At 50.4% G+C, this 19,880-nt stretch carries 17 protein-coding genes; 8 read left to right on the forward strand and 9 right to left on the reverse strand.

The window, feature by feature from the left end:
- Positions 1-7 precede the first annotated feature (7 nt).
- Both zapD and coaE read right to left on the reverse strand, forming a co-directional pair.
- Positions 8-760: a cell division protein ZapD gene (zapD, locus tag DSM2777_RS07275; RefSeq protein ID WP_061553550.1), complete on the reverse strand. Its 753-nt coding sequence runs from the start codon at positions 758-760 to the stop codon at positions 8-10.
- Positions 753-1,376, reverse strand: coding sequence for a dephospho-CoA kinase (coaE, locus tag DSM2777_RS07280; protein WP_061553551.1), 624 nt, complete (start codon positions 1,374-1,376; stop codon positions 753-755). The genes zapD and coaE overlap by 8 nt, the downstream gene beginning before the upstream one ends.
- A 394-nt stretch (positions 1,377-1,770) precedes the next feature.
- Here coaE and DSM2777_RS07285 point away from each other — a divergent pair, with 394 nt between their 5' ends.
- Positions 1,771-2,817: a GMP reductase gene (locus DSM2777_RS07285; protein ID WP_025800349.1), complete on the forward strand. Its 1,047-nt coding sequence runs from the start codon at positions 1,771-1,773 to the stop codon at positions 2,815-2,817.
- Positions 2,818-2,897: 80 nt separating this feature from the next.
- Here DSM2777_RS07285 and hofC read toward each other — a convergent pair whose 3' ends face one another.
- The 3 genes from hofC to ppdD are packed head-to-tail and all read right to left on the reverse strand — an operon-like array spanning position 2,898 to position 5,983.
- The gene (gene hofC, locus DSM2777_RS07290) at positions 2,898-4,094 is read right to left on the reverse strand and encodes a protein transport protein HofC (protein ID WP_061553552.1); all 1,197 of its coding nucleotides are present in this window, start codon (positions 4,092-4,094) and stop codon (positions 2,898-2,900) included.
- A 6-nt stretch (positions 4,095-4,100) separates the two neighbouring features.
- The gene (locus DSM2777_RS07295; protein ID WP_061555349.1) at positions 4,101-5,456 is read right to left on the reverse strand and encodes an ATPase, T2SS/T4P/T4SS family; all 1,356 of its coding nucleotides are present in this window, start codon (positions 5,454-5,456) and stop codon (positions 4,101-4,103) included.
- 44 nt (positions 5,457-5,500) lie between these two features.
- The gene (gene ppdD, locus DSM2777_RS07300) at positions 5,501-5,983 is read right to left on the reverse strand and encodes a prepilin peptidase-dependent pilin (RefSeq protein WP_082790862.1); all 483 of its coding nucleotides are present in this window, start codon (positions 5,981-5,983) and stop codon (positions 5,501-5,503) included.
- Between ppdD and DSM2777_RS07305 the strand changes: the two genes are divergently transcribed.
- Positions 5,975-6,157 (forward strand): hypothetical protein, encoded by a 183-nt coding sequence (locus DSM2777_RS07305; protein ID WP_061553553.1) that lies wholly within the window; start codon positions 5,975-5,977, stop codon positions 6,155-6,157. The two genes, ppdD and DSM2777_RS07305, sit on opposite strands and share 9 nt — an antisense overlap.
- Positions 6,158-6,164: 7 nt before the next feature.
- Here the strand turns inward: DSM2777_RS07305 and nadC are convergent, their stop codons facing one another.
- The gene (gene nadC / locus DSM2777_RS07310) at positions 6,165-7,055 is read right to left on the reverse strand and encodes a carboxylating nicotinate-nucleotide diphosphorylase (RefSeq protein WP_025800345.1); all 891 of its coding nucleotides are present in this window, start codon (positions 7,053-7,055) and stop codon (positions 6,165-6,167) included.
- A 211-nt stretch (positions 7,056-7,266) separates the two neighbouring features.
- Between nadC and ampD the strand changes: the two genes are divergently transcribed.
- Together ampD and ampE are read left to right on the forward strand one after the other, a co-directional pair.
- Complete coding sequence (gene ampD / locus DSM2777_RS07315) at positions 7,267-7,824, forward strand: 1,6-anhydro-N-acetylmuramyl-L-alanine amidase AmpD (RefSeq protein ID WP_061553554.1); 558 nt, start codon at positions 7,267-7,269, stop codon at positions 7,822-7,824.
- 20 nt (positions 7,825-7,844) lie between these two features.
- Entirely contained in the window at positions 7,845-8,699 is an 855-nt protein-coding gene (gene ampE / locus DSM2777_RS07320) for a beta-lactamase regulator AmpE (protein WP_061553555.1), read from the forward strand.
- A gap of 636 nt (positions 8,700-9,335) precedes the next feature.
- Here the strand turns inward: ampE and DSM2777_RS07330 are convergent.
- The 3 genes from DSM2777_RS07330 to DSM2777_RS07340 form a co-directional block, all read right to left on the reverse strand.
- Entirely contained in the window at positions 9,336-10,286 is a 951-nt protein-coding gene (locus DSM2777_RS07330; protein WP_061553557.1) for a glycoside hydrolase family 43 protein, read from the reverse strand.
- Positions 10,287-10,311: 25 nt separating this feature from the next.
- A complete protein-coding gene (locus DSM2777_RS07335) occupies positions 10,312-11,715 on the reverse strand; it encodes a glycoside-pentoside-hexuronide (GPH):cation symporter (protein ID WP_061553558.1) in 1,404 nt (467 codons plus the stop codon).
- 220 nt (positions 11,716-11,935) lie between these two features.
- On the reverse strand, positions 11,936-13,333 hold the full coding sequence (locus tag DSM2777_RS07340) for an amino acid permease (RefSeq protein WP_046459041.1): 1,398 nt from the start codon (positions 13,331-13,333) through the stop codon (positions 11,936-11,938).
- A 248-nt stretch (positions 13,334-13,581) separates the two neighbouring features.
- On the opposite strand from DSM2777_RS07340, the gene DSM2777_RS07345 reads away from it, so the two are divergent.
- The 4 genes from DSM2777_RS07345 (at position 13,582) to aceF (ending at position 19,678) form a co-directional block, all read left to right on the forward strand.
- Positions 13,582-13,761, forward strand: a complete 180-nt coding sequence (locus DSM2777_RS07345; protein WP_061553559.1) for a hypothetical protein — start codon at positions 13,582-13,584, stop codon at positions 13,759-13,761.
- A gap of 439 nt (positions 13,762-14,200) precedes the next feature.
- On the forward strand, positions 14,201-14,965 hold the full coding sequence (gene pdhR / locus DSM2777_RS07350; RefSeq protein ID WP_025800338.1) for a pyruvate dehydrogenase complex transcriptional repressor PdhR: 765 nt from the start codon (positions 14,201-14,203) through the stop codon (positions 14,963-14,965).
- A gap of 161 nt (positions 14,966-15,126) precedes the next feature.
- Positions 15,127-17,790 (forward strand): pyruvate dehydrogenase (acetyl-transferring), homodimeric type, encoded by a 2,664-nt coding sequence (gene aceE, locus DSM2777_RS07355; RefSeq protein ID WP_025800337.1) that lies wholly within the window; start codon positions 15,127-15,129, stop codon positions 17,788-17,790.
- A 13-nt stretch (positions 17,791-17,803) separates the two neighbouring features.
- Positions 17,804-19,678 carry a pyruvate dehydrogenase complex dihydrolipoyllysine-residue acetyltransferase gene (gene aceF / locus DSM2777_RS07360; protein ID WP_061553560.1) on the forward strand — a complete coding sequence of 625 codons (1,875 nt, stop codon included), beginning with the start codon at positions 17,804-17,806 and terminating at the stop codon, positions 19,676-19,678.
- Positions 19,679-19,880: the final 202 nt, after the last annotated feature.

Raw genomic sequence — 19,880 nt, forward strand, 5'->3', positions numbered from 1 at the left:
TACATTTTTAGCAGCAGGCTAGTTCAAACTGCAAACGTTCTGGAACAGTACCTTGCTCGCTATCAAGCGGTAAGAAGCGGATAGCAAAACGAGTTTTGTGTCCAGAAACCTGCGGGTATACCTGCAAATTCAAAGCAACATTCATTCGCAGCAGATCGGCATCTTCCGCGTTATCCTGATAAAAACCGTTGAGGCTGATCATCGGTTTGAAAACGCCAGAGTTACGGATTAAGTTTAGGATTAGCGTTAGTGTTGCGGATAATGGCTCAAGAGAAATCAGCCAAGAATCAACGAGTTCGTCGCGAATTTCTTGCGGCTGATGCAGCCAGATGTGCAGTGTTGGCAGATCAAAACTACAGCAACCACCGGGGATACCCAAACGCTGACGAACCAAGGCGATAAGGCGATCTTCACGCAGCTGTTGACCAATACGCGGCGCAGCCATCAATGTGGCGGCCTGATTTTTTAGTTGGCTACGTAATTGGCGGATCATCTCCTGATCGACGCCGGGAACCTCAGTCCATTGCAGCAGTTTTCGCTGCTGGCGTTCAAGCTCTTTTAGCAGCTCGGTGCGCACTTCGCCGCGTTCTAGAACATCTAGCAGGTCGGCCGTGGTACGAAAAAAGGCGAGGGCGCCAGTGATATCTTGTAGGTGTCTATGTTGCTGTAATTGCTGAAGTAGAAAATCAATTCGTAGCCAAGTACGCATCTTTTCATTTAGCGGATGTTCAAACAAAACAGTCGTAGATGTATCACTCATGGTGTGGATCCTGTTGGGTCGCTGCCGCCAGATCTAGATAGTGACGATGCAGTGAGGCAACGCGCGGCGCGATGGTTTCAGGGCTACCGCTGTTCTCAATAATATCATCAGCATAGGCTAAACGTTGTTCGCGTGTTGCCTGAGCTGCCAAAATGTTTGCGGCTTGTTCGCGAGAAACACCGTCGCGAGCCATTGTCCGCTGAAGCTGTACTTCAGGATCAACGTCAACCACCAACACGCGCTGTGCTCGTTGAGTTAATCCGTTTTCAACCAGCAGGGGAACCACCCATAACGCGTAAGGGGCATCAATCGTGGCGAGTTGACGCTGCGTCTCTTGATGAATCATGGGGTGCAGCAGGCTGTTGAGCCATATTTTTTCCTGCGGCTGATTAAAAATAATTTCTCGCAGTAATGTCCGATTTAATGAGCCATCACCCAGCAATATTTTCTGACCGAAATGTGCGGCAATTTTTTGTAGCGCGGGAGCGCCAACGGCTACGACCTGTCTGGCAATGACGTCGGCATCAACAACGGGAACGCCCAACTGATTGAACGCATCCGCGACAGTGCTTTTGCCACTGCCGATCCCTCCGGTTAGTGCAACGATGTAGGTCATCATGCCACCTTTTCATAGCAAATTAGCGCATCGATGGTTGCAGGCTAACGCCTGAATCAACCCACAATGGGTGCGAGAAATAAATGCCATGCGAATCATAATGGTCCTAGCGCCAAGTGCAAGCAAGGATCTTATTGGCTCGACTATTTTGAGAAAAAAACAGGCACAATTGTAAGGTTTGTGCTTTTTGATGCAGAAAAGTGTGATATGGAAGGGGTTAGTTGGCTGAAGTAAATTTATGGGAGTGTAACCTATATTTTGATGAAAAAGCAGTCTTGTCGAGGTGGAATTCTTGCGTATGATAACGTCACTGGAACTGGCGTCATGCAACAGCCAATCGTTTGTATGATTGCATTCCCTGCGAATCGTCGCCGTTAACCAGGAAACCAAACACATGCGTATTGAAGAAGATCTGAAGTTAGGCTTTAAAGATGTCCTGATCCGCCCTAAGCGTTCAACCTTAAAAAGCCGTTCTGAAGTTGAGCTTGAGCGTGAGTACACCTTTAAGCATTCAGGATGGAAGTGGTCCGGCGTTCCGGTTATCGCAGCCAATATGGATACGGTAGGCACTTTCCGCATGGCAGAAGCGCTTGCTTCTTTCGATGTTCTGACCGCAGTTCACAAACATTACACCGTAGAACAGTGGCAGCAGTTCGTTCAGCGTTCGTCTGAAAGCGTGCTGCGTCATGTTATGGTTTCTACCGGTACCTCTGAAGCTGACTTCGTGAAGATGAAGCAGATTCTGGCCTTATCCCCATCGCTAAAATTTATCTGCATTGACGTTGCTAATGGTTATTCTGAGCACTTCGTGGCATTCCTGCGTAAAGCGCGCGAAGCATGCCCAGATAAAGTGATCTGTGCGGGTAACGTTGTGACCGGTGAAATGGTCGAAGAGCTGATCTTGTCCGGCGCAGACATCGTAAAAGTTGGCATTGGCCCAGGTTCCGTTTGCACCACGCGCGTAAAAACCGGCGTTGGCTATCCACAGCTGTCCGCTGTGATTGAATGTGCCGATGCTGCGCACGGTCTGGGTGGGCAAATTGTATCCGACGGCGGTTGCACCGTGCCGGGCGACGTGGCTAAAGCATTCGGCGGCGGCGCTGATTTCGTGATGCTGGGTGGGATGCTGGCTGGGCATGATGAATGTGAAGGCCGTATCGTTGAAGACGAAAGCGGTGATAAATTCATGCTGTTCTACGGTATGAGCTCTGAATCTGCCATGAATCGTCACGTTGGCGGTGTTGCTGGCTACCGTGCCGCAGAAGGCAAAACCGTGCGCCTACCGCTGCGTGGGCCGGTTGATAACACCGTTCGTGATATCTTGGGTGGCCTGCGCTCAGCGTGTACCTATGTGGGTGCAGAGCGTTTGAAAGAGCTGACCAAGCGCACCACCTTTATCCGCGTTGCGGAGCAGGAAAACCGCGTTTACGGCTCCAACTAAGTTAGTACTTCTTAATACAGCCATTCTGTTGAAACAGGGTGGCTGTTTTGTTTTATGCCTTCTATGTCCGTCCTAATTGACTACTGCAATACGCTGCCCAGTTGAAAAATAGGGAGATACATTGCAAGCACTAAGCCGCCAACAACAATCCCCATAATCACCATCATGATGGGTTCTACCATCTGTGCCAGCGCATCGCTCAGGCTATTCGCCTGATGTTGATAATGCTGTGCCAAGCGCGACATCATGTGGTCAAGCCCGCCGGATTCCTCACCGACTCGTATCAGTTGAAAACACAGCGTTGGAAATACTGACTGCTGTTTTATGGCGACGCTTAGGGCATCTCCCTGCTGTAAATTCTGGCTCACATCTTCGACTGCCTGCCGAAAAATAGGATTCTGCTGCGCCTGAGCTGCATTATCTAACCCTTTCAACAGCGGCAACCCTGCCTGTTGGGTCATGGCGAGACTGAAAAAGAGCTGGCTAAGATTTGCCGTTGATATCAAACAACCGATGATGGGTAACCGTAATAACATTCGTTGGGTTTGTTTTCTGAATGATGGAGAGCGCTGATAACGCCATAGAATCAGAAGCGCTACCGAAGTGTTTATCCCAACCATCGATGGTGCATGCTGAATCAGCACCTGAGAGCAAGCCATTAATGCACGCGTGAACGCAGGCAAAGGTGCGTTAAAACTCCGGTAGAGATCGGAGAATTGCGGCAATACCCAAACCAGCATTATGACGATCACGATCAGCGTGACGCTAAGTAAGAGAGCGGGATAGCGCAACGCTTTGCCGATCTTGGCTTTGAGTTCGGCTTGGCGTTTCTGTTGCTCTGCTAACGCAAAACAGCTTTGATCCAGCCTTCCTGTCAATTCTGCCGTGGCAATGGTTTTGCTATACACCGGAGGAAAGATGTCTGAGAAAGTGACCATCGCCTCCGAAAGAGGAGTACCCATACTCACCTGCTGTGCAAGTCGTTGAAGTAAGCACCGCCAATGGCGATGTGGGTGATCTTCTGACAGCATCAGTAGGCATTTAGCCAAAGGCAATCCCGCATGCAGCAATGCGGCGAGCTGTTCGATAGCGTGAATGCAATCGGCGTTCTTCCACGCCAAAGGGCGCAGGCTATACTGCCGCTGCATTTTTAGAGCAGTGAGGCCTTGTCTCTGTAGCTGCAAAAATGCCTGATCTTTTTGTTTGGCAAGACAGATGCCCGTTTGCAATTGCTGCGCGGGATCGATCGCTAACCATGTAAAGAGCGCATAAGCCATCTATGTTCACCGTGTGTTGTCAGCATAATGACTACCCAAGACACGGACGACTTCTGCCAGCGAAGTTTCTCCTCGATGGGCGAGCTGAAGACCTGCCTGCCACAGCGACACAACGCCTTGTTGCTGTGACAGCGCGTAAATATCCAGAGCGGATGCATGGGCGAGCAGCGCGAGTTGGATTTCACGAGAAATCGGCAGAATTTCGTAAACCGCTTTTCGGCCATAGTAACCGTTGAAGCAGTGGTCGCAGCCAACGGCTATCCAGTGATGAAATTCATTGCCTTGCCATTGGCTGGGAGAGAGCTTTTGCGAGGTATAATCGCGTTGGCGACAATGCTGGCAGAGCTTGCGCACCAAGCGCTGTGCGATAACGAGACTCAGGCTGGCGGCGATAAGGTAGGGTTTAATATTCAACTGAGATAAACGTACCAGCGTTTCGCTAGCAGAATTGGTATGCAGTGTGGATAGCACCAGATGTCCGGTTTGTGCTGCATTAACAGCAATCTCCGCCGTTTCAGCATCGCGGATCTCACCGATCATAATCACATCGGGGTCTTGGCGTAGCAGCGCACGTAGGACGGTGGTAAATCCGAGCGCGGCTTTGGTGTTAATTGCGGTTTGGTTGACGCCTTCTAGCGGTGACTCAACCGGATCTTCTACGCTGCAAATGTTGATCTCTGGCGAGTGCAAATAGTTTAGGCTGCTATAGAGCGTGGCTGTTTTTCCACTTCCCGTTGGCCCTGTGACTAAAATCAGCCCCTGAGGTTTGCTCAATGCGGATTTAAACGTGCTAAGCGCTTGGGGTTCGAATCCTAAGTCGTCGAGCTCGAAAGGTTGGGCTCCCTCTTGTACCTGACGCAGTACCACTTTTTCACCAAGCCGAGTGGGCAGGGTGGAAATACGGAAGGTTGCGCTCTGGACATTTAGCGCGAGGTTAAGTTGCCCATCTTGTGGAATGCGGCGTTCCGCGATATCCAGTTCAGCCATCACTTTTAGCCGAGGAATAATACGCAGAGTTTCGTTGCCGCTTGGGAGCGGCAACGGCTGTAATACGCCATCAATGCGCAGGCGAACGCTTAGGCCGTCTCGTTTCGGTTCAAGGTGGATGTCTGAGGCTCTCCGCGTGAGCGCTTGCTGAATAATATATTCCAGTAACTGCTTGGTTTTAACATCATCACCGGTGCTGTCTGGTGGGTTTAATACGGTTGCATGATGTTGTTGGGCTGATTCTAACTGGGCTGCGCCCCACACATGCCAAACGACGGATTTCCCGCTGGCGAACTTTATTGCGTCGATGAGTTTGCTGGGAGCCACGGCGTGAGGCCCTGCGATCTGGATCGTGTGGCTATCGGCTTCAATCATTACGCAGCCAAATTGGTGACATAGCTGTTCAATACGCAGCTGGTTCACTGAGCGCCTCCTGCGGATGGGAAGCGCAGAACCTGCTCACAGGCGGTGACAAGCGCGCCGTTTTCACCCGACGCCTGACAGTTTTTCTGCCAAATGAGATCGCCGTTGGCGCTGTCTAACTGTGGTGTGAGCGATGCGGTTAATCCTTTTAACGCCTGTTGTCCTACCGCAGTGATAACGCCTTGAGACACGTTGAGACTGCTGACATGCGTTGTGCTTTTGCTTTGAGGGATACCACTTGCACCGATGTTGCATTCAGAGAGGCTGCCTTGTTCCAGTGCGCACAGCTCAATCGCCGTTTTATAGGGCATCATGGCCTGTAACATGTCGGTCATTGCCGCTTTTTGGATATAGCTTTGGTACGCCGGAATGCCTGCGGCGCTGAGAATGGCGATGATGGCGATCACGACCATTAGCTCAATGAGGGTAAATCCGCTTTGATGATGGGCTATTAAGTGAGGAACCATTGTTTGCTGCATGATGAGTCTCCGCTGTGTTGTGCAGCGCAGCATGCAATGAGCGATCGTGGCAGCCAAGTGCTGAAGGATAAGACTGGAAAGGTGATTGACGAGAAATTCAAACCTGTTGCAGGTTTCCACGCCATATTGCGAACAGCGCCGCAATATGGCGTAGGGGAGTGCTTAACGTTTTAATCAGGTACTACTGAAAGCGCATGGAGAGATCTAGCGCTTTGATGTGCTTGGTGAGGGCTCCGACCGAAATGAAATCAACGCCGGTTTCAGCAAACTCGCGCAGCGTTTCATCGGTCACATTGCCAGACACCTCTAGCTGAGCGAGATCGCCGGTAAGCGCCACGGCTTCACGCATCATATCGGTGGTGAAATTATCGAGCATGATAATATCGGCTCCGGCATCCAGCGCTTCTCTGAGCTCGTCGATGGATTCGACTTCCACTTCGACCGGCACATCGGTATGCATCCAAAATGCTTGTTCGACGGCTTTTTTTATCGAACCTGCGGCGATGATGTGGTTTTCTTTAATTAGGAAAGCGTCAGAAAGCCCAAGGCGGTGGTTGCTCCCGCCGCCGCACAATACCGCATACTTCAGCGCGGTTCGCATCCCGGGGATGGTTTTTCGCGTGTCGAGCAGCTGCGTTTTTGTTCCGGCCAAAATCTTCACATAGTGGCTGACCGTTGTTGATACGCCGCTGAGCGTTTGTAAAAAGTTCAACGCGGTTCTTTCGCCGGTTAGCAGGATGCGGGCAGGGCCGGTCAGTTTACACAGGCATTGATTTGGAACCAGTGTGTCACCATCTTTCACTTGCCACTCGATAGTGACTTTCCGCCCTAGTTGCAGAAAAACTTCTTCTAACCAGCGAACGCCGCAAAAAACGCCTGCTTCACGGGTGATGATGGTGGCGGTGGCTTCCCTATCGTTTGGCAATAGTTGCGCAGAGATATCACGGTCAGCGTCTACTTCGCCGCCCAAATCTTCTCGTAGAGCCAGAGACACCGCGTAAGGGATGTCGTTTTCAATACGTTCTAACAGCTCGGCTCGGCGCGTATCGGCGCTGTAGCGGCGTGTCGGCATAATAAAAACTCCGAAAGTAGCAGGTGATGACCTTTAGGCCATAAACCTGGACTGTTGATATAGGTCCAAGTATTAAGAATAATCATGCTACTCTGTTGCCGCTATAAGTACCATATATAGCCGTCATACTTGAAGCTGCATCTGTGTTGGCTGCAACTCCAATTATATTGGCTATAGACAACACTCATTCGGTCAGGAGTAGCAGTAAGAAATGCGATTAGAAGACGGCTGGATTGTTGGCGTTGAGCGCGTGCCTTCGCCTCATTTTGACGATCGCCCAGATGGTGAAGAGCCGTCATTGCTGGTGGTTCATAATATTAGCTTACCGCCGGGTGAGTTTGGCGGGCCGTACATCAGCCAGCTGTTTAACGGGACATTACGTGCCGATGAGCATCCTTTTTTTGCTGAAATTCAGCATTTACGCGTCTCAGCACACTGCCTGATACGCCGTGATGGAACGGTGATTCAATATGTGCCTTTTAATCGCCGAGCGTGGCATGCGGGAGTCTCTAGTTTTGAAGGGCGTGAACGCTGCAATGATTTTTCGATTGGAATTGAGTTAGAGGGCACGGATACCCAAGCGTTTGAGCCCGAGCAGTATCGCAAGCTGGCTGAAATTAACGCATTGCTGATGGATGAATACCCGATAACGCCTCAGCGTGTGACTGGACATAGCGATATTGCGCCAGGACGAAAAACCGATCCCGGGCCAATGTTTTTCTGGGATGAATATCGCCAGATTTTAAGTCGTTACATAAAAAATAAATAAAAAGTAGGGAGTTAAGAAGCATGACTCTGTTTTCGTTGTTACTGGTATTAGCGTGGGAGCGTCTGTTTAAGCTCGGCCATCATTGGCAAATCGATCATCGCTTTGAGCCGATATTTCGCGTGGGCTCTGGTGCATCGTTGCCCAAAACATTGCTGATGGCGATCGTTTGGATGGTGGTGGTATTTGCCGCTTTGTGGGCCGCACACGGCATGTTCTTTGGTGTGCTGTCATTGGCGCTGTGGATCATTATCGCGCTGTTTTGTATTGGTGCCGGTGAGATCCGTAAGCACTATCGAGCCTATCTGGCTGCTGCGCGCAAAGGCGACGAGCATGCCACCGATCAGATGGCGACCGAGCTGGCATTGATTCATGGTTTGCCGACGGATTGCACGGCTGATGTTCGTTTACGTGAACTGCAAAATGCGCTGGTTTGGATTAACTTTCGTTTCTATCTCGCGCCGCTATTTTGGTTTGTGGTGGCCGGCCCGTATGGCCCCGTTGCATTAGCTGGATATGCCATGCTGCGTGCTTACCAAACATGGCTAACACGTCAGGGTTCGCCGTTATTGCGTGCACAATCGGGCGTGGATTTGATACTGAACTGGCTTGATTGGATCCCCGTGCGTTTAGCCGGTGTGACCTATGCGCTGCTAGGCCATGGTGAAAGGGCACTGCCTGCATGGCTCGCGTCACTGGGGGATGTTCACACGTCGCAATATAAAGTACTGACCAATTTGGCTCAGTTCTCCTTAGCGCGCGATCCGCATCTCGACCCGATTAAAACGCCGCGTGCGGCGGTAACATTAGCGCGAAAAATCACCATGGTGCTGCTGGTGGTTGTGGCGTTGCTGACGATTTATGGGGCGTTAATGTAGGTGGCGTGGGGCTTCGCGCGCCATTCTATGTTAGGTCTGTGGAAGATTTCGTCCGCCGAATACACCGAGTTTCACATAGACATTGCGCTGGCGTCCGAGCAAGGCGGCTCAATCGCCGCCGCCTTGCATCCGGGCTTGGCACCGTTCTCCAGCCCGCTACGCGGGTTCCTTCATTACGTCATTCCGGCTTTAACGGAACGAACGACAATCGGCATCCATGCCTCCGTCGTTCTTTTGCCGACGTCCAGTCGGCAAATCCTAGCCTACATTCCTCCATTCAGCTGAAGAACAACGTGCCGGAAAACACCTAAAAACCAAAGACCAAAGACCAAAGACCAAACTCTATCTGGTTTCTTGTTTAAGTTTAGGCAACGAGAGCAGTGGAAACAGGATGTTTCCACTAGGGGAGGAGGCGCCAGGGATGGCGCATGCCGACCCGGCGCGAAAATGGCATCTCGGATAAAAGCGCGCGAGTTGAGAGCCCCCGCGCAACGGGGCTCTCATCGGACGCCTACTTCATTGGTTTCATAGGAGTATATTTGCTTACAGGCGGACGAAATCTTTCACACTTCTAACATATACAGTACCGGCAGACGAAACCTTACCCCACAAGTTGAATCGCCCCCAGATCCCCCCCTACCTATTATCCCCCAACGGTTCCCCAAACACCGGCATCCCTTGTTCATCCCACGTAAAGGTTTTGATGCGCGTGTGGCGGTTTGGGTCATACAACGGATCGCCTTCGATTTCAGTGTAGTTACGCGCGTGGTAAACCAGTACGTCGTCGCCCTCTTTGGTTTGCGTAAAACTGTTATGCCCCGGACCAAATTGGCGGTTATGGCGTGCGGTGCCAAATACGGGCTTTTGCGCTTTATGCCACTGAGAGGCATCGAGAATATCAGCGCCGTCCTTCGCCCATAGCAGCCCCATGCAATAGTTTTCATCGGTGGCGCTGGCGGAGTAGGTGATAAAAATTCTTCCTCCGTGACGAATGGCCGCTGGCCCTTCGTTGACCCAAAAGCCGCGTGTTTCCCATTCCAGTTCAGGCTTGCTCAGCATGACCGGCTGGCCTTTTATCGTCCATGCATTTTCAAGCTCAGCGAGGTAAAGATTAGAGTTGCCGTAAACCTCAGGATCTTTCTGCGCCCAAAGATAATAGCGTTTACCTTGGTATGCAAAACTGGTGGCGTCGAGTGAAAACGTATCCAATGGCGTGATGACTCTGCCTCGCTCAATCCAGTTTCCGCTTAGCGGATCGGCGTCGTTGCAGGTTAGAGCGAACATGCGATGCTGGAATAGCCCTTCTTTAATCTCTGGTGAATGCGCAGTGGCAAAATAAATCACCCATTGTCCATTGAAGAAATGCAGCTCTGGCGCCCAAATTAGGTGGCTCATGGGGCCATTTTCTGGCTTGCGCCAAATGGTGACGGGTTTCGCGTCGGCCAGTTGTTCTAGCGTTTGGGCGCGCCGTAGCTCCAAGCGATCGTATTCGGGCACCGAAGCGATGAAGTAATACCAACCATCCTGATGCAAATGAATATAGGGATCGGCGCGCTGTTCAATCAGCGGGTTAGGAAAAACGGTCATGTATAGCTCCCTGATATTTCATGGATTAAACGGTATGTGGCTTCGCCTGTTTGGCATCGATTAGCGCATTGAGTTCTTGATAGTTTTCGCGACGTTTAGCCAGATCGCTCTGAATTTGAATCATCATGTTGCGGTCAACTTTCAATAGGCGAACAACGCCTGCGGTAATCAAATAGCCAATTCCCGGAATGACGGTGAAAAGCAGGATAATGCCACCTACGGCGCTGTCGCTCTGACGTGCTGCACCGGCGTCGTAGCCGTAAGCTGAAAGTAAGAATCCCACCATCGCACCTGCCACGGCTAAGCCTACTTTGAGGAAGAATAGGTTGCCTGAGAAGCTGATCCCGGTGCTGCGCTTACCGGTTTTCCATTCGCCGTAGTCGTCAACGTCGGCCATCAGTGACCAGTGCAGCGGGGAAGGGAGCTGGTGCAGAATATTGAGCAAGAAATAGAGCACCAGAACCAGAGTGGTCGCGTGTGGGTTTACCCAATAGAAGCCACAGGAGAAGAGTGCGAGCACGATATTAGTCCAGAAGAAGACCTTAAGTTTGCAGTAGCGATCGGTTAACGGTTTTGCCAGCGCACTGCCGAACATCATGCCAATCACGCCCAAACTGATAAACAGAGTGGCGAAATGCGTGCTTTTTTCCATTACCCATACGACGTAATACATGGTTGCGGCCATGCGAATAAAGCCCGGGCAGACGTTGCAGAACGTGAGCAGCAGAATACGTACCCACTGATCGTTCTTCCATACGTCGCGTAAATCCTGCTTTAGCGCATCATTACTGGGAACGGCGGGTTTTATGCGCTCGCGAACGGTGGCAAAGCAGAACAGAAACATAAATAGGCCGATCAGCGCCAGCACGCCCATCGCCATCTGATAGCCTTTTGCTTTATCTTCGCCGCCAAACCAATCCGCCATCGGCAGAAGGGTGGAAGACAAAATCAACGTGGCGATCCCAACCATGATGAAGCGGTAAGACTGGCAGGAAACGCGCTCTTTGGGATCGGCGGTGATCACGCCGCCCAGTGAGCAATAAGGAATATTGATGGCGGTGTAGGTCAGTGACATCAGGAAGTAGGTCACAAACGCATAGATAACTTTGCTGTTATAGGTCCATTCTGGCGTGGTAAACATCAATACGCTGAAAATGACGTAAGGGAATGATACCCAGAGCAGATAAGGACGGAAACGCCCCCAGCGAGTTTGAGTGCGGTCGGCAATGGCGCCCATAATCGGGTCGGTAACGGCGTCCAAAACACGTACCGAAAGGAGCAACACGCCAACTAATGCGGGAGCTAAACCAAAGATATCGGTGTAGAAATAGCTCAGGAACATCATGATGGCGCTGCCGATCATGTTGCAACCAGCATCCCCCATTCCGTACCCGATCTTTTCTTTTACCGAGAGCTTGTTTTCATTCATGGCTAACATCCTCACATAGAAATTATTTAGCTATCTTGATGAGGATTATGTGCTCGTAAACCTTGATTCTATGGGTAAAGGTTTAGCTGGCGAGATGGATAAATGTGCTACTGACTTGGAACTGTGAACGGGGTAACAATTTTTGCTTTCGCAAAGATAGCGCACCATAAAAATAAAGCCTCCGACATGCGGAGGCTCTAAGAGTATGAACATAAATCGCTTACGAGTGGCTGGATACGCTATTCGTATTGCGTTGGTTCCGCTGTTTTATGGCGTAGCCAATACCCAGAATAATCAGCCATACCGGTATCAGCAGCACGGAAATCTGAATGCCCGGCGTGAAGTACATGATGACTAAGATCCCGCACAGGAAGGCTAAGCACAGGTAGTTGCCGAACGGATACCAGAACGCCTGAAACTTAGGTACCACGCCTTCACGATTTTTAGCCGCACGGAAACGCAGGTGCGCTAAGCTAATCATCGCCCAGTTGATCACCAGAGCAGAAACGACCAGCGCCATCAGCAGCTCAAAGGCTTTGCCCGGCATGATGTAGTTAATCAGCACGCACAGCAGGGTGGCGGCAGCCGAGAGCCCAATCGCTACGACGGGAACGCCGCGTCCATCGACTTTCAGTAACGCTTTCGGCCCATTGCCCTGCTTGGCTAAACCAAACAACATGCGACTGTTGCAATACACGCAGCTGTTATAAACCGATAGGGCAGCGGTCAATACCACGATGTTTAGAATGGTGGCGACAACGTTGCTGTCTAATTCGTGGAAAATCATCACGAATGGACTGCCGCCTTCCACTACTTTGCCCCACGGATAAAGCGAAAGCAGGATAGACAGAGAGCCAATATAGAAAAGCAGGATACGGTAAATAACCTGATTCGTGGCTTTAGGAATGCTTTTCTCTGGGTTATCGGCTTCGGCTGCGGTGATGCCAACCAGTTCTAATCCACCGAATGAGAACATGATAACGGCCATCGCCATGACCAGACCCATGGTGCCGTTAGGGAAGAATCCACCTTGCTCCCACAGATTCGTCACGCTGGCTTCAGGCCCTGCGTGGCCGCTCAGTAAGAGCCATGCGCCGAACACAATCATGCCGATAATGGCGACGACTTTGATAATGGCAAACCAGAATTCCATTTCACCGTAGACTTTGACGTTCGCAAGGTTAATGGCGTTAATGGCGAGGAAGAAGACTGCCGCAGAAACCCATGTAGGGATATCGGGGAACCAGTACTGAACATAAATGCCGACGGCAGTAAGCTCTGCCATCGCCACGAGCACGTAAAGAACCCAATAGTTCCAGCCCGAGGCAAAACCTGCAAAGTTCCCCCAGTATTTAAAGGCAAAGTGGCTAAAAGACCCTGCTACAGGCTCTTCAACCACCATTTCACCCAATTGACGCATTATTAAGAACGCAATAAAACCACCAATTGCGTAGCCTAAAATAACGGACGGCCCCGCCATTTTGATGGTTTGTGCAATACCTAAAAACAGTCCGGTGCCGATGGCACCACCCAGAGCAATCAGCTGAATATGGCGATTTTTCAATCCCCTTTTCAGTTGGTCGCCGTGAGGCTGAGCGCGATGTTGCTGATCACTCATGTCTTCCATCCTCTAAATATGCCGGCCGAAAACGACCTCTGGCTCACTGTTACTGTCATTTGTAATTATTAAAATACGAAATGCGTAATTTATTGTTTACATGGAATGCCAATTTGATTTGTTTTATTGGCTACCAATGACTTGAGAATAATGATAAGCGAAAGAAATTGCACCACATTTATAGCGTTAAATACCGATATAGATCACAGAGAGAGCTCAATGAGTTTTTGCTCATTCATTCAGAGAAAATGAGCATTGTTTATAAAATAGACGCTTTGAGCGAAATTGGCGAAAGAGACGAAAAAAAAGCAAAATTTTATAAAATGAAGCGTCGCTGGTGGAAATGCTTCTTTTGGAGGACGGCGACAATTATTGATTGGATAGATTTCATGCTGACCGAGCGAGTGGGGTTGGCAAACACCGCATAGCCGTGACTTCTTTACCTAATTTTACCTACCGCACGTAACATATTTATCTTCAAGCAATTAGCATTGTTAATACATATATGAATTAAATAACTATTCATTAATTTGAATTGTTATGCGTATTTTGCACTGCTTTCACGCTTCAGCTTGAGTGCGTTTTAGTTTCAATAAAGTTAAAATGCTCTCACCCCTCGTAAATGGTATTACCACGTTACAGTTATAGTATTGCTGTGTTGTCTGAGTGACTTTGTTAAAAAATGCTCGCTTTCATGATTTCAATCAAAGCCTGTATGGACAGCAGGTGAATACTTTGTTACTTTAGCGTCACGTTTTTGAAATTGGTATTACCAATTGACTTTGCGCCACTCGCAGAGATTTTAAGCGGCTCGCGAACAAAATAACGTTAATAAGAAGAAGCACTCGCAGAGAAGAAAAGAGCGACATGGCCTACAGCAAAATTCGTCAACCGAAACTATCAGATGTCATCGAACAGCAACTGGAATATCTGATTCTGGAAGGCACGCTGCGCCCAGGAGAAAAACTTCTTCCCGAGCGTGAGCTGGCGAAACAGTTTGATGTGTCTCGACCTTCTTTAAGAGAAGCGATACAGCGGCTAGAAGCAAAAGGATTGCTGTTGCGTCGTCAGGGAGGCGGTACTTTCGTTCAAACCAACCTCTGGCAAAGTTTTAGCGATCCCTTGGCTGAACTGCTGGCAGACCATCCAGAATCACAATTCGATTTGCTTGAAACCCGTCATGCGCTTGAAGGTATTGCTGCTTATTACGCAGCACTGCGTGGCACAGACGAAGATTTAACCCGTATTCGCACCTGCCATCTGGTTATCCAAGAGGCGCAGGAAAGCGGCGATTTAGACGCTGAAGCGGATGCGGTTATGCAGTATCAGGTCGCGGTGACCGAAGCTGCACATAACGTGGTTCTTCTGCATTTGTTGCGCTGCATGGCGCCGATGCTGGAGCAAAACGTGAAACAGAACTTTGAGTTGCTTTACTCGCGCCGTGAAATGTTGGCCAAGGTAAACGACCATCGTGCCAGCATTTTTGAGGCGATTGTGGCACGCGAGCCAGAGAAAGCTCGTGAAGCATCGCACCGCCATCTGGCATTTATTGAGGATATCTTGTTGGAACTCAATCGTGAGCATAGCCGCCGTGAGCGGTCGCTGCGCAGACTCCAGCAACGCAAGGATTAAAAACGGATTGTGAAAGCTTAGCCCTTTGATAATCCGTTTTATTGCAACACCACTAGGCAACTAAACCCTGATTGGGCCTGTCTTCGTGTTTTTTCCCGACATGAAGAAAACACACGAAGACAGGCTCCTGACAAACCATTAGACAGATAAGGAATACCACCATGTCAGAACGTTTAAACAATGACGTGGACCCGATCGAAACCCGCGACTGGCTGCAGGCGATCGAATCGGTCATCCGTGAAGAAGGTGTAGAGCGCGCTCAGTACCTGATTGATCAAGTATTGGGTGAAGCCCGTAAAGGCGGCGTAAATCTGCCTACCGGAGCGACCAGCCGCAACTACGTCAATACCATTGCGGTAGAAGACGAGCCTGCGTACCCAGGTAATCTGGAGCTGGAACGCCGCATCCGTTCAGCGATTCGTTGGAACGCGGTCATGACTGTTCTGCGTGCATCGAAAAAGGATCTGGAGCTGGGTGGCCACATGGCTTCTTTCCAGTCTTCCGCAACGGTATACGAAGTCTGCTTTAACCACTTCTTCCGCGCTCGTAACCAGAAAGACGGCGGCGACTTGGTGTACTTCCAGGGCCACATTTCTCCGGGCGTTTACGCTCGTGCCTTCCTTGAAGGCCGTTTGACCGAAGAACAGATGAACAACTTCCGTCAGGAAGTTCACGGTAAAGGCCTGTCCTCTTACCCGCATCCTAAACTGATGCCTGAATTCTGGCAGTTCCCAACTGTATCAATGGGTCTGGGCCCAATCGGTGCAATCTATCAGGCTAAATTCCTGAAATATCTGGAACACCGTGGCCTGAAAGACACCTCTGAACAAACCGTTTACGCTTTCTTGGGCGATGGTGAGATGGATGAGCCAGAATCTAAAGGTGCGATCACTATCGCAACTCGTGAAAAACTGGATAACCTGTGCTTCATCATCAACTGTAACCTGCAACGTCTGGATGGCCCGGTCACCGGTAACGGCAAAATCGTTAACGAACTGGAAGGCATCTTCGCAGGCGCTGGCTGGAACGTGATTAAGGTTATCTGGGGTAGCCGTTGGGATGAGCTGCTGCGTAAAGATACCAGCGGTAAACTGATCCAGCTGATGAACGAAACGCTGGACGGCGACTACCAGACCTTCAAATCCAAAGACGGCGCTTATGTTCGTGAGCACTTCTTCGGTCGTTACCCTGAAACCGCCGCTCTGGTTAAAGACATGAGCGATGACGAAATCTGGGCATTGAACCGTGGCGGCCACGATCCTAAGAAAGTCTACGCTGCACTGAAAAAAGCGAAAGATACCAAAGGCCAAGCGACCGTTATTCTTGCCCACACCGTTAAAGGTTATGGCATGGGTGACACCGCCGAAGGTAAGAACATCGCTCACCAGGTTAAGAAAATGAACATGGACGGCGTGCGCCAGTTCCGTGATCGCTTCAACGTACCTGTGGCTGATTCTGAAATCGAAAAACTGCCATACGTGACGTTTGATAAAGATTCTGAAGAGTCCAAGTACCTGCACGAACGCCGTCAGGCGCTGCAAGGCTACCTGCCAACTCGTCTGACTCACTTCACCGAGAAACTGGAAATGCCTGCGCTGTCAGACTTCGGTTCTCTGTTGGAAGAGCAGAACAAAGAAATTTCCACCACCATCGCTTTCGTTCGTGCCCTGAACGTGATGCTGAAGAACAAGTCGATCAAAGATCGTCTGGTTCCAATCATCGCCGACGAAGCGCGTACCTTTGGTATGGAAGGCCTGTTCCGTCAGATCGGTATCTACAGCCCTAACGGCCAGCAGTACACCCCGCAGGACCGTGAGCAGGTTGCTTACTACAAAGAAGACGAAAAAGGTCAGATCCTGCAGGAAGGTATCAACGAACTGGGTGCAGCATCATCTTGGCTGGCGGCGGCAACGTCTTACAGCACCAACGATCTGCCAATGATCCCGTTCTACATCTACTACTCCATGTTCGGTTTCCAGCGTATCGGCGACCTGTGCTGGGCAGCGGGTGACCAACAGGCTCGTGGCTTCCTGATCGGTGGTACTTCAGGTCGTACAACCCTGAACGGTGAAGGTCTGCAGCACGAAGATGGCCATAGCCACATTCAGTCTCTGACTATCCCGAACTGTATCTCTTACGATCCAGCATACGCTTACGAAGTGGCAGTCATCATGCATGACGGCTTGGAGCGCATGTACGGTGAAGCACAAGAAAACGTTTACTACTACATCACTACGCTGAACGAAAACTACCACATGCCGGCAATGCCGCAGGGTGCAGAAGAAGGTATCCGTAAAGGTATCTACAAACTGGAAACTCTGGAAGGTAGCAAAGGTAAGGTTCAGTTGCTGGGTTCAGGCTCTATCCTGCGTCACGTTCGTGAAGCGGCTAAGATCCTGGCTGAAGAATACGGCGTGGGTTCTGATACCTACAGCGTAACTTCCTTCACCGAGCTGGCTCGTGATGGTCAGGACTGTGAGCGTTGGAACATGCTGCACCCAACCGAAACTCCACGTGTACCGTACATCGCTCAGGTGATGAACGATGCGCCAGCGGTTGCGTCTACCGACTACATGAAGCTGTTCGCAGAACAGGTTCGTACTTACGTTCCAGCCAGCGATTATCGCGTACTGGGTACTGACGGCTTCGGTCGTTCAGACAGCCGCGAAAACCTGCGTCACCACTTTGAAGTTGATGCTTCTTACGTTGTGGTTGCTGCACTGGGTGAACTGGCTAAACGCGGTGAAATCGAAGCTTCTGTGGTTGCTGATGCAATTAAGAAATTCGACATCAACCCAGAAAAAGTTAACCCGCGTCTGGCATAAGAGGTACAGAAGAATGTCTATCGAAATTAATGTACCGGACATCGGTGCTGATGAAGTTGAAGTTACCGAAGTGATGGTAAAAGTGGGCGATAAAGTGGAAGCCGAACAGTCTTTGATCACCGTTGAAGGTGACAAAGCTTCCATGGAAGTCCCATCGCCACAGGCCGGTGTAGTTAAAGAAATTAAAGTTTCCGTGGGCGACAAAGTCGAAACCGGCAAACTGATCATGATCTTTGAAGCCGAAGGTGCAGCAGCCGCTGCACCAGCTAAAGCCGAAGAGAAACCAGCGGCCGCACCTGCTCCGGCAGCTGCCGCTGCAGCAAAAGATGTTGAAGTTCCAGACATCGGCGCCGACGAAGTTGAAGTCACCGAAGTGATGGTGAAAGTAGGCGATACCGTTGAAGCGGAACAGTCTCTGATCACCGTAGAAGGCGACAAAGCTTCTATGGAAGTTCCTGCATCGTTTGCGGGTGTGGTTAAAGAGATCAAGATTGCGACCGGTGACAAAGTGAAAACTGGCTCACTGATCATGGTCTTCGAAGTGGCTGGCGCTGCGCCTGCCGCTTCTGCACCGGCACAGTCTGCGGCTCCTGCTGCTGCGGCTGCATCAGCGGTGAAAGATGTTGAAGTTCCAGACATCGGCGGTGACGAAGTTGAAGTGACTGAAGTGATGGTAAAAGTGGGCGATAAAGTTGCCGCTGAACAATCACTGATTACCGTAGAAGGCGATAAAGCCTCTATGGAAGTCCCAGCTCCGTTCGCGGGTGTGGTTAAAGAAATCAAGATCGCGACCGGCGATAAAGTCAAAACCGGCTCACTGATCATGACCTTTGAAGTAGAAGGCGCGGCACCTGCGGCTGCACCAGCTGCTAAACAGGACGCTGCTCCGGCTAAACAGGAACAGAAAGCTGCCCCTGCGCCAGCGGCTAAAGCTGAATCGAAGGGCGAGTTTGCTGAAAACGACGCTTACGTTCACGCAACGCCGGTTATCCGTCGCTTGGCACGTGAATTCGGTGTGAACCTGGCGAAAGTCAAAGGTTCTGGCCGTAAAGGTCGTATACTGCGCGAAGACGTTCAGGCTTACGTGAAAGATGCGGTTAAACGCGCTGAATCTGCTCCGGCAGCAGCTGCGGGTGGCGGTATTCCGGGCATGCTGCCTTGGCCGAAAGTTGACTTCAGCAAGTTCGGTGAAATCGAAGAAGTTGAATTGGGCCGTATCCAGAAAATCTCTGGTGCTAACCTGAGCCGTAACTGGGTGATGATCCCGCACGTTACGCACTTCGACAAAACAGATATCACCGATCTGGAAGCGTTCCGTAAACAGCAGAACGCCGAAGCTGAGAAACGTAAACTGGACGTGAAATTCACCCCAGTGGTCTTCATCATGAAAGCCGTTGCGGCAGCGCTTGAGCAGATGCCACGTTTCAACAGCTCTTTGTCTGAAGACGCACAGCGCCTGACGCTGAAGAAATACATCAACATCGGTGTTGCGGTTGATACGCCAAATGGTCTGGTTGTTCCTGTCTTCAAAGACGTTAACAAGAAGAGCATTACTGAGCTGTCCCGTGAACTGACGGTGATCTCTAAGAAAGCGCGTGATGGTAAGCTGACGGCTGGCGAAATGCAGGGCGGTTGCTTCACCATCTCTAGCATCGGTGGCCTGGGTACAACCCACTTCGCGCCGATTGTTAACGCGCCTGAAGTCGCTATCTTGGGTGTTTCTAAATCAGCGATTGAGCCGGTATGGAATGGTAAAGAGTTTATGCCGCGTCTGATGATGCCGATTTCTCTTTCCTTCGACCACCGCGTGATTGACGGTGCTGATGGTGCTCGCTTTATCACCATCATCAACAATATGCTGTCAGACATTCGTCGCCTGGTGATGTAACCCTAAAAGCCGGCCAAACGGCCGGCTTTTTTCTTCAAGTGCGTCAGTGCTGGAGCTAATACGGTTCAGCATTGGATAGTGAGACTTTCGTCACCCGATCAAAGCTTTACATAATTGTTAACATTTTTGTAAACTATGGGCAGTACGAGCGTCCCGGTGGTAGATGGGCGTTATGAATGACTCTCCTCTTTCCTTTGGAAAT

Source organism: Obesumbacterium proteus (genome assembly GCF_001586165.1).
Taxonomy (GTDB): Bacteria; Pseudomonadota; Gammaproteobacteria; order Enterobacterales; family Enterobacteriaceae; genus Hafnia; species Hafnia protea.

Excerpts from the sequence above, each read along its gene's own strand:
- coaE (WP_061553551.1), bottom strand. The coding sequence starts at position 1,376 with ATGACCTACATCGTTGCACTAACCGGAGGGATCGGCAGTGGCAAAAGC.
- DSM2777_RS07340 (WP_046459041.1), bottom strand. The coding sequence starts at position 13,333 with ATGAGTGATCAGCAACATCGCGCTCAGCCTCACGGCGACCAACTGAAA.
- DSM2777_RS07285 (WP_025800349.1), top strand. The coding sequence starts at position 1,771 with ATGCGTATTGAAGAAGATCTGAAGTTAGGCTTTAAAGATGTCCTGATC.
- aceE (WP_025800337.1), top strand. The coding sequence starts at position 15,127 with ATGTCAGAACGTTTAAACAATGACGTGGACCCGATCGAAACCCGCGAC.
- hofC (WP_061553552.1), bottom strand. The coding sequence starts at position 4,094 with ATGGCTTATGCGCTCTTTACATGGTTAGCGATCGATCCCGCGCAGCAA.
- DSM2777_RS07345 (WP_061553559.1), top strand. The coding sequence starts at position 13,582 with ATGAGCATTGTTTATAAAATAGACGCTTTGAGCGAAATTGGCGAAAGA.
- nadC (WP_025800345.1), bottom strand. The coding sequence starts at position 7,055 with ATGCCGACACGCCGCTACAGCGCCGATACGCGCCGAGCCGAGCTGTTA.
- ampD (WP_061553554.1), top strand. The coding sequence starts at position 7,267 with ATGCGATTAGAAGACGGCTGGATTGTTGGCGTTGAGCGCGTGCCTTCG.
- pdhR (WP_025800338.1), top strand. The coding sequence starts at position 14,201 with ATGGCCTACAGCAAAATTCGTCAACCGAAACTATCAGATGTCATCGAA.
- DSM2777_RS07295 (WP_061555349.1), bottom strand. The coding sequence starts at position 5,456 with ATGATTGAAGCCGATAGCCACACGATCCAGATCGCAGGGCCTCACGCC.
- DSM2777_RS07335 (WP_061553558.1), bottom strand. The coding sequence starts at position 11,715 with ATGAATGAAAACAAGCTCTCGGTAAAAGAAAAGATCGGGTACGGAATG.
- ppdD (WP_082790862.1), bottom strand. The coding sequence starts at position 5,983 with ATGCAGCAAACAATGGTTCCTCACTTAATAGCCCATCATCAAAGCGGA.
- DSM2777_RS07330 (WP_061553557.1), bottom strand. The coding sequence starts at position 10,286 with ATGACCGTTTTTCCTAACCCGCTGATTGAACAGCGCGCCGATCCCTAT.
- zapD (WP_061553550.1), bottom strand. The coding sequence starts at position 760 with ATGAGTGATACATCTACGACTGTTTTGTTTGAACATCCGCTAAATGAA.
- aceF (WP_061553560.1), top strand. The coding sequence starts at position 17,804 with ATGTCTATCGAAATTAATGTACCGGACATCGGTGCTGATGAAGTTGAA.
- ampE (WP_061553555.1), top strand. The coding sequence starts at position 7,845 with ATGACTCTGTTTTCGTTGTTACTGGTATTAGCGTGGGAGCGTCTGTTT.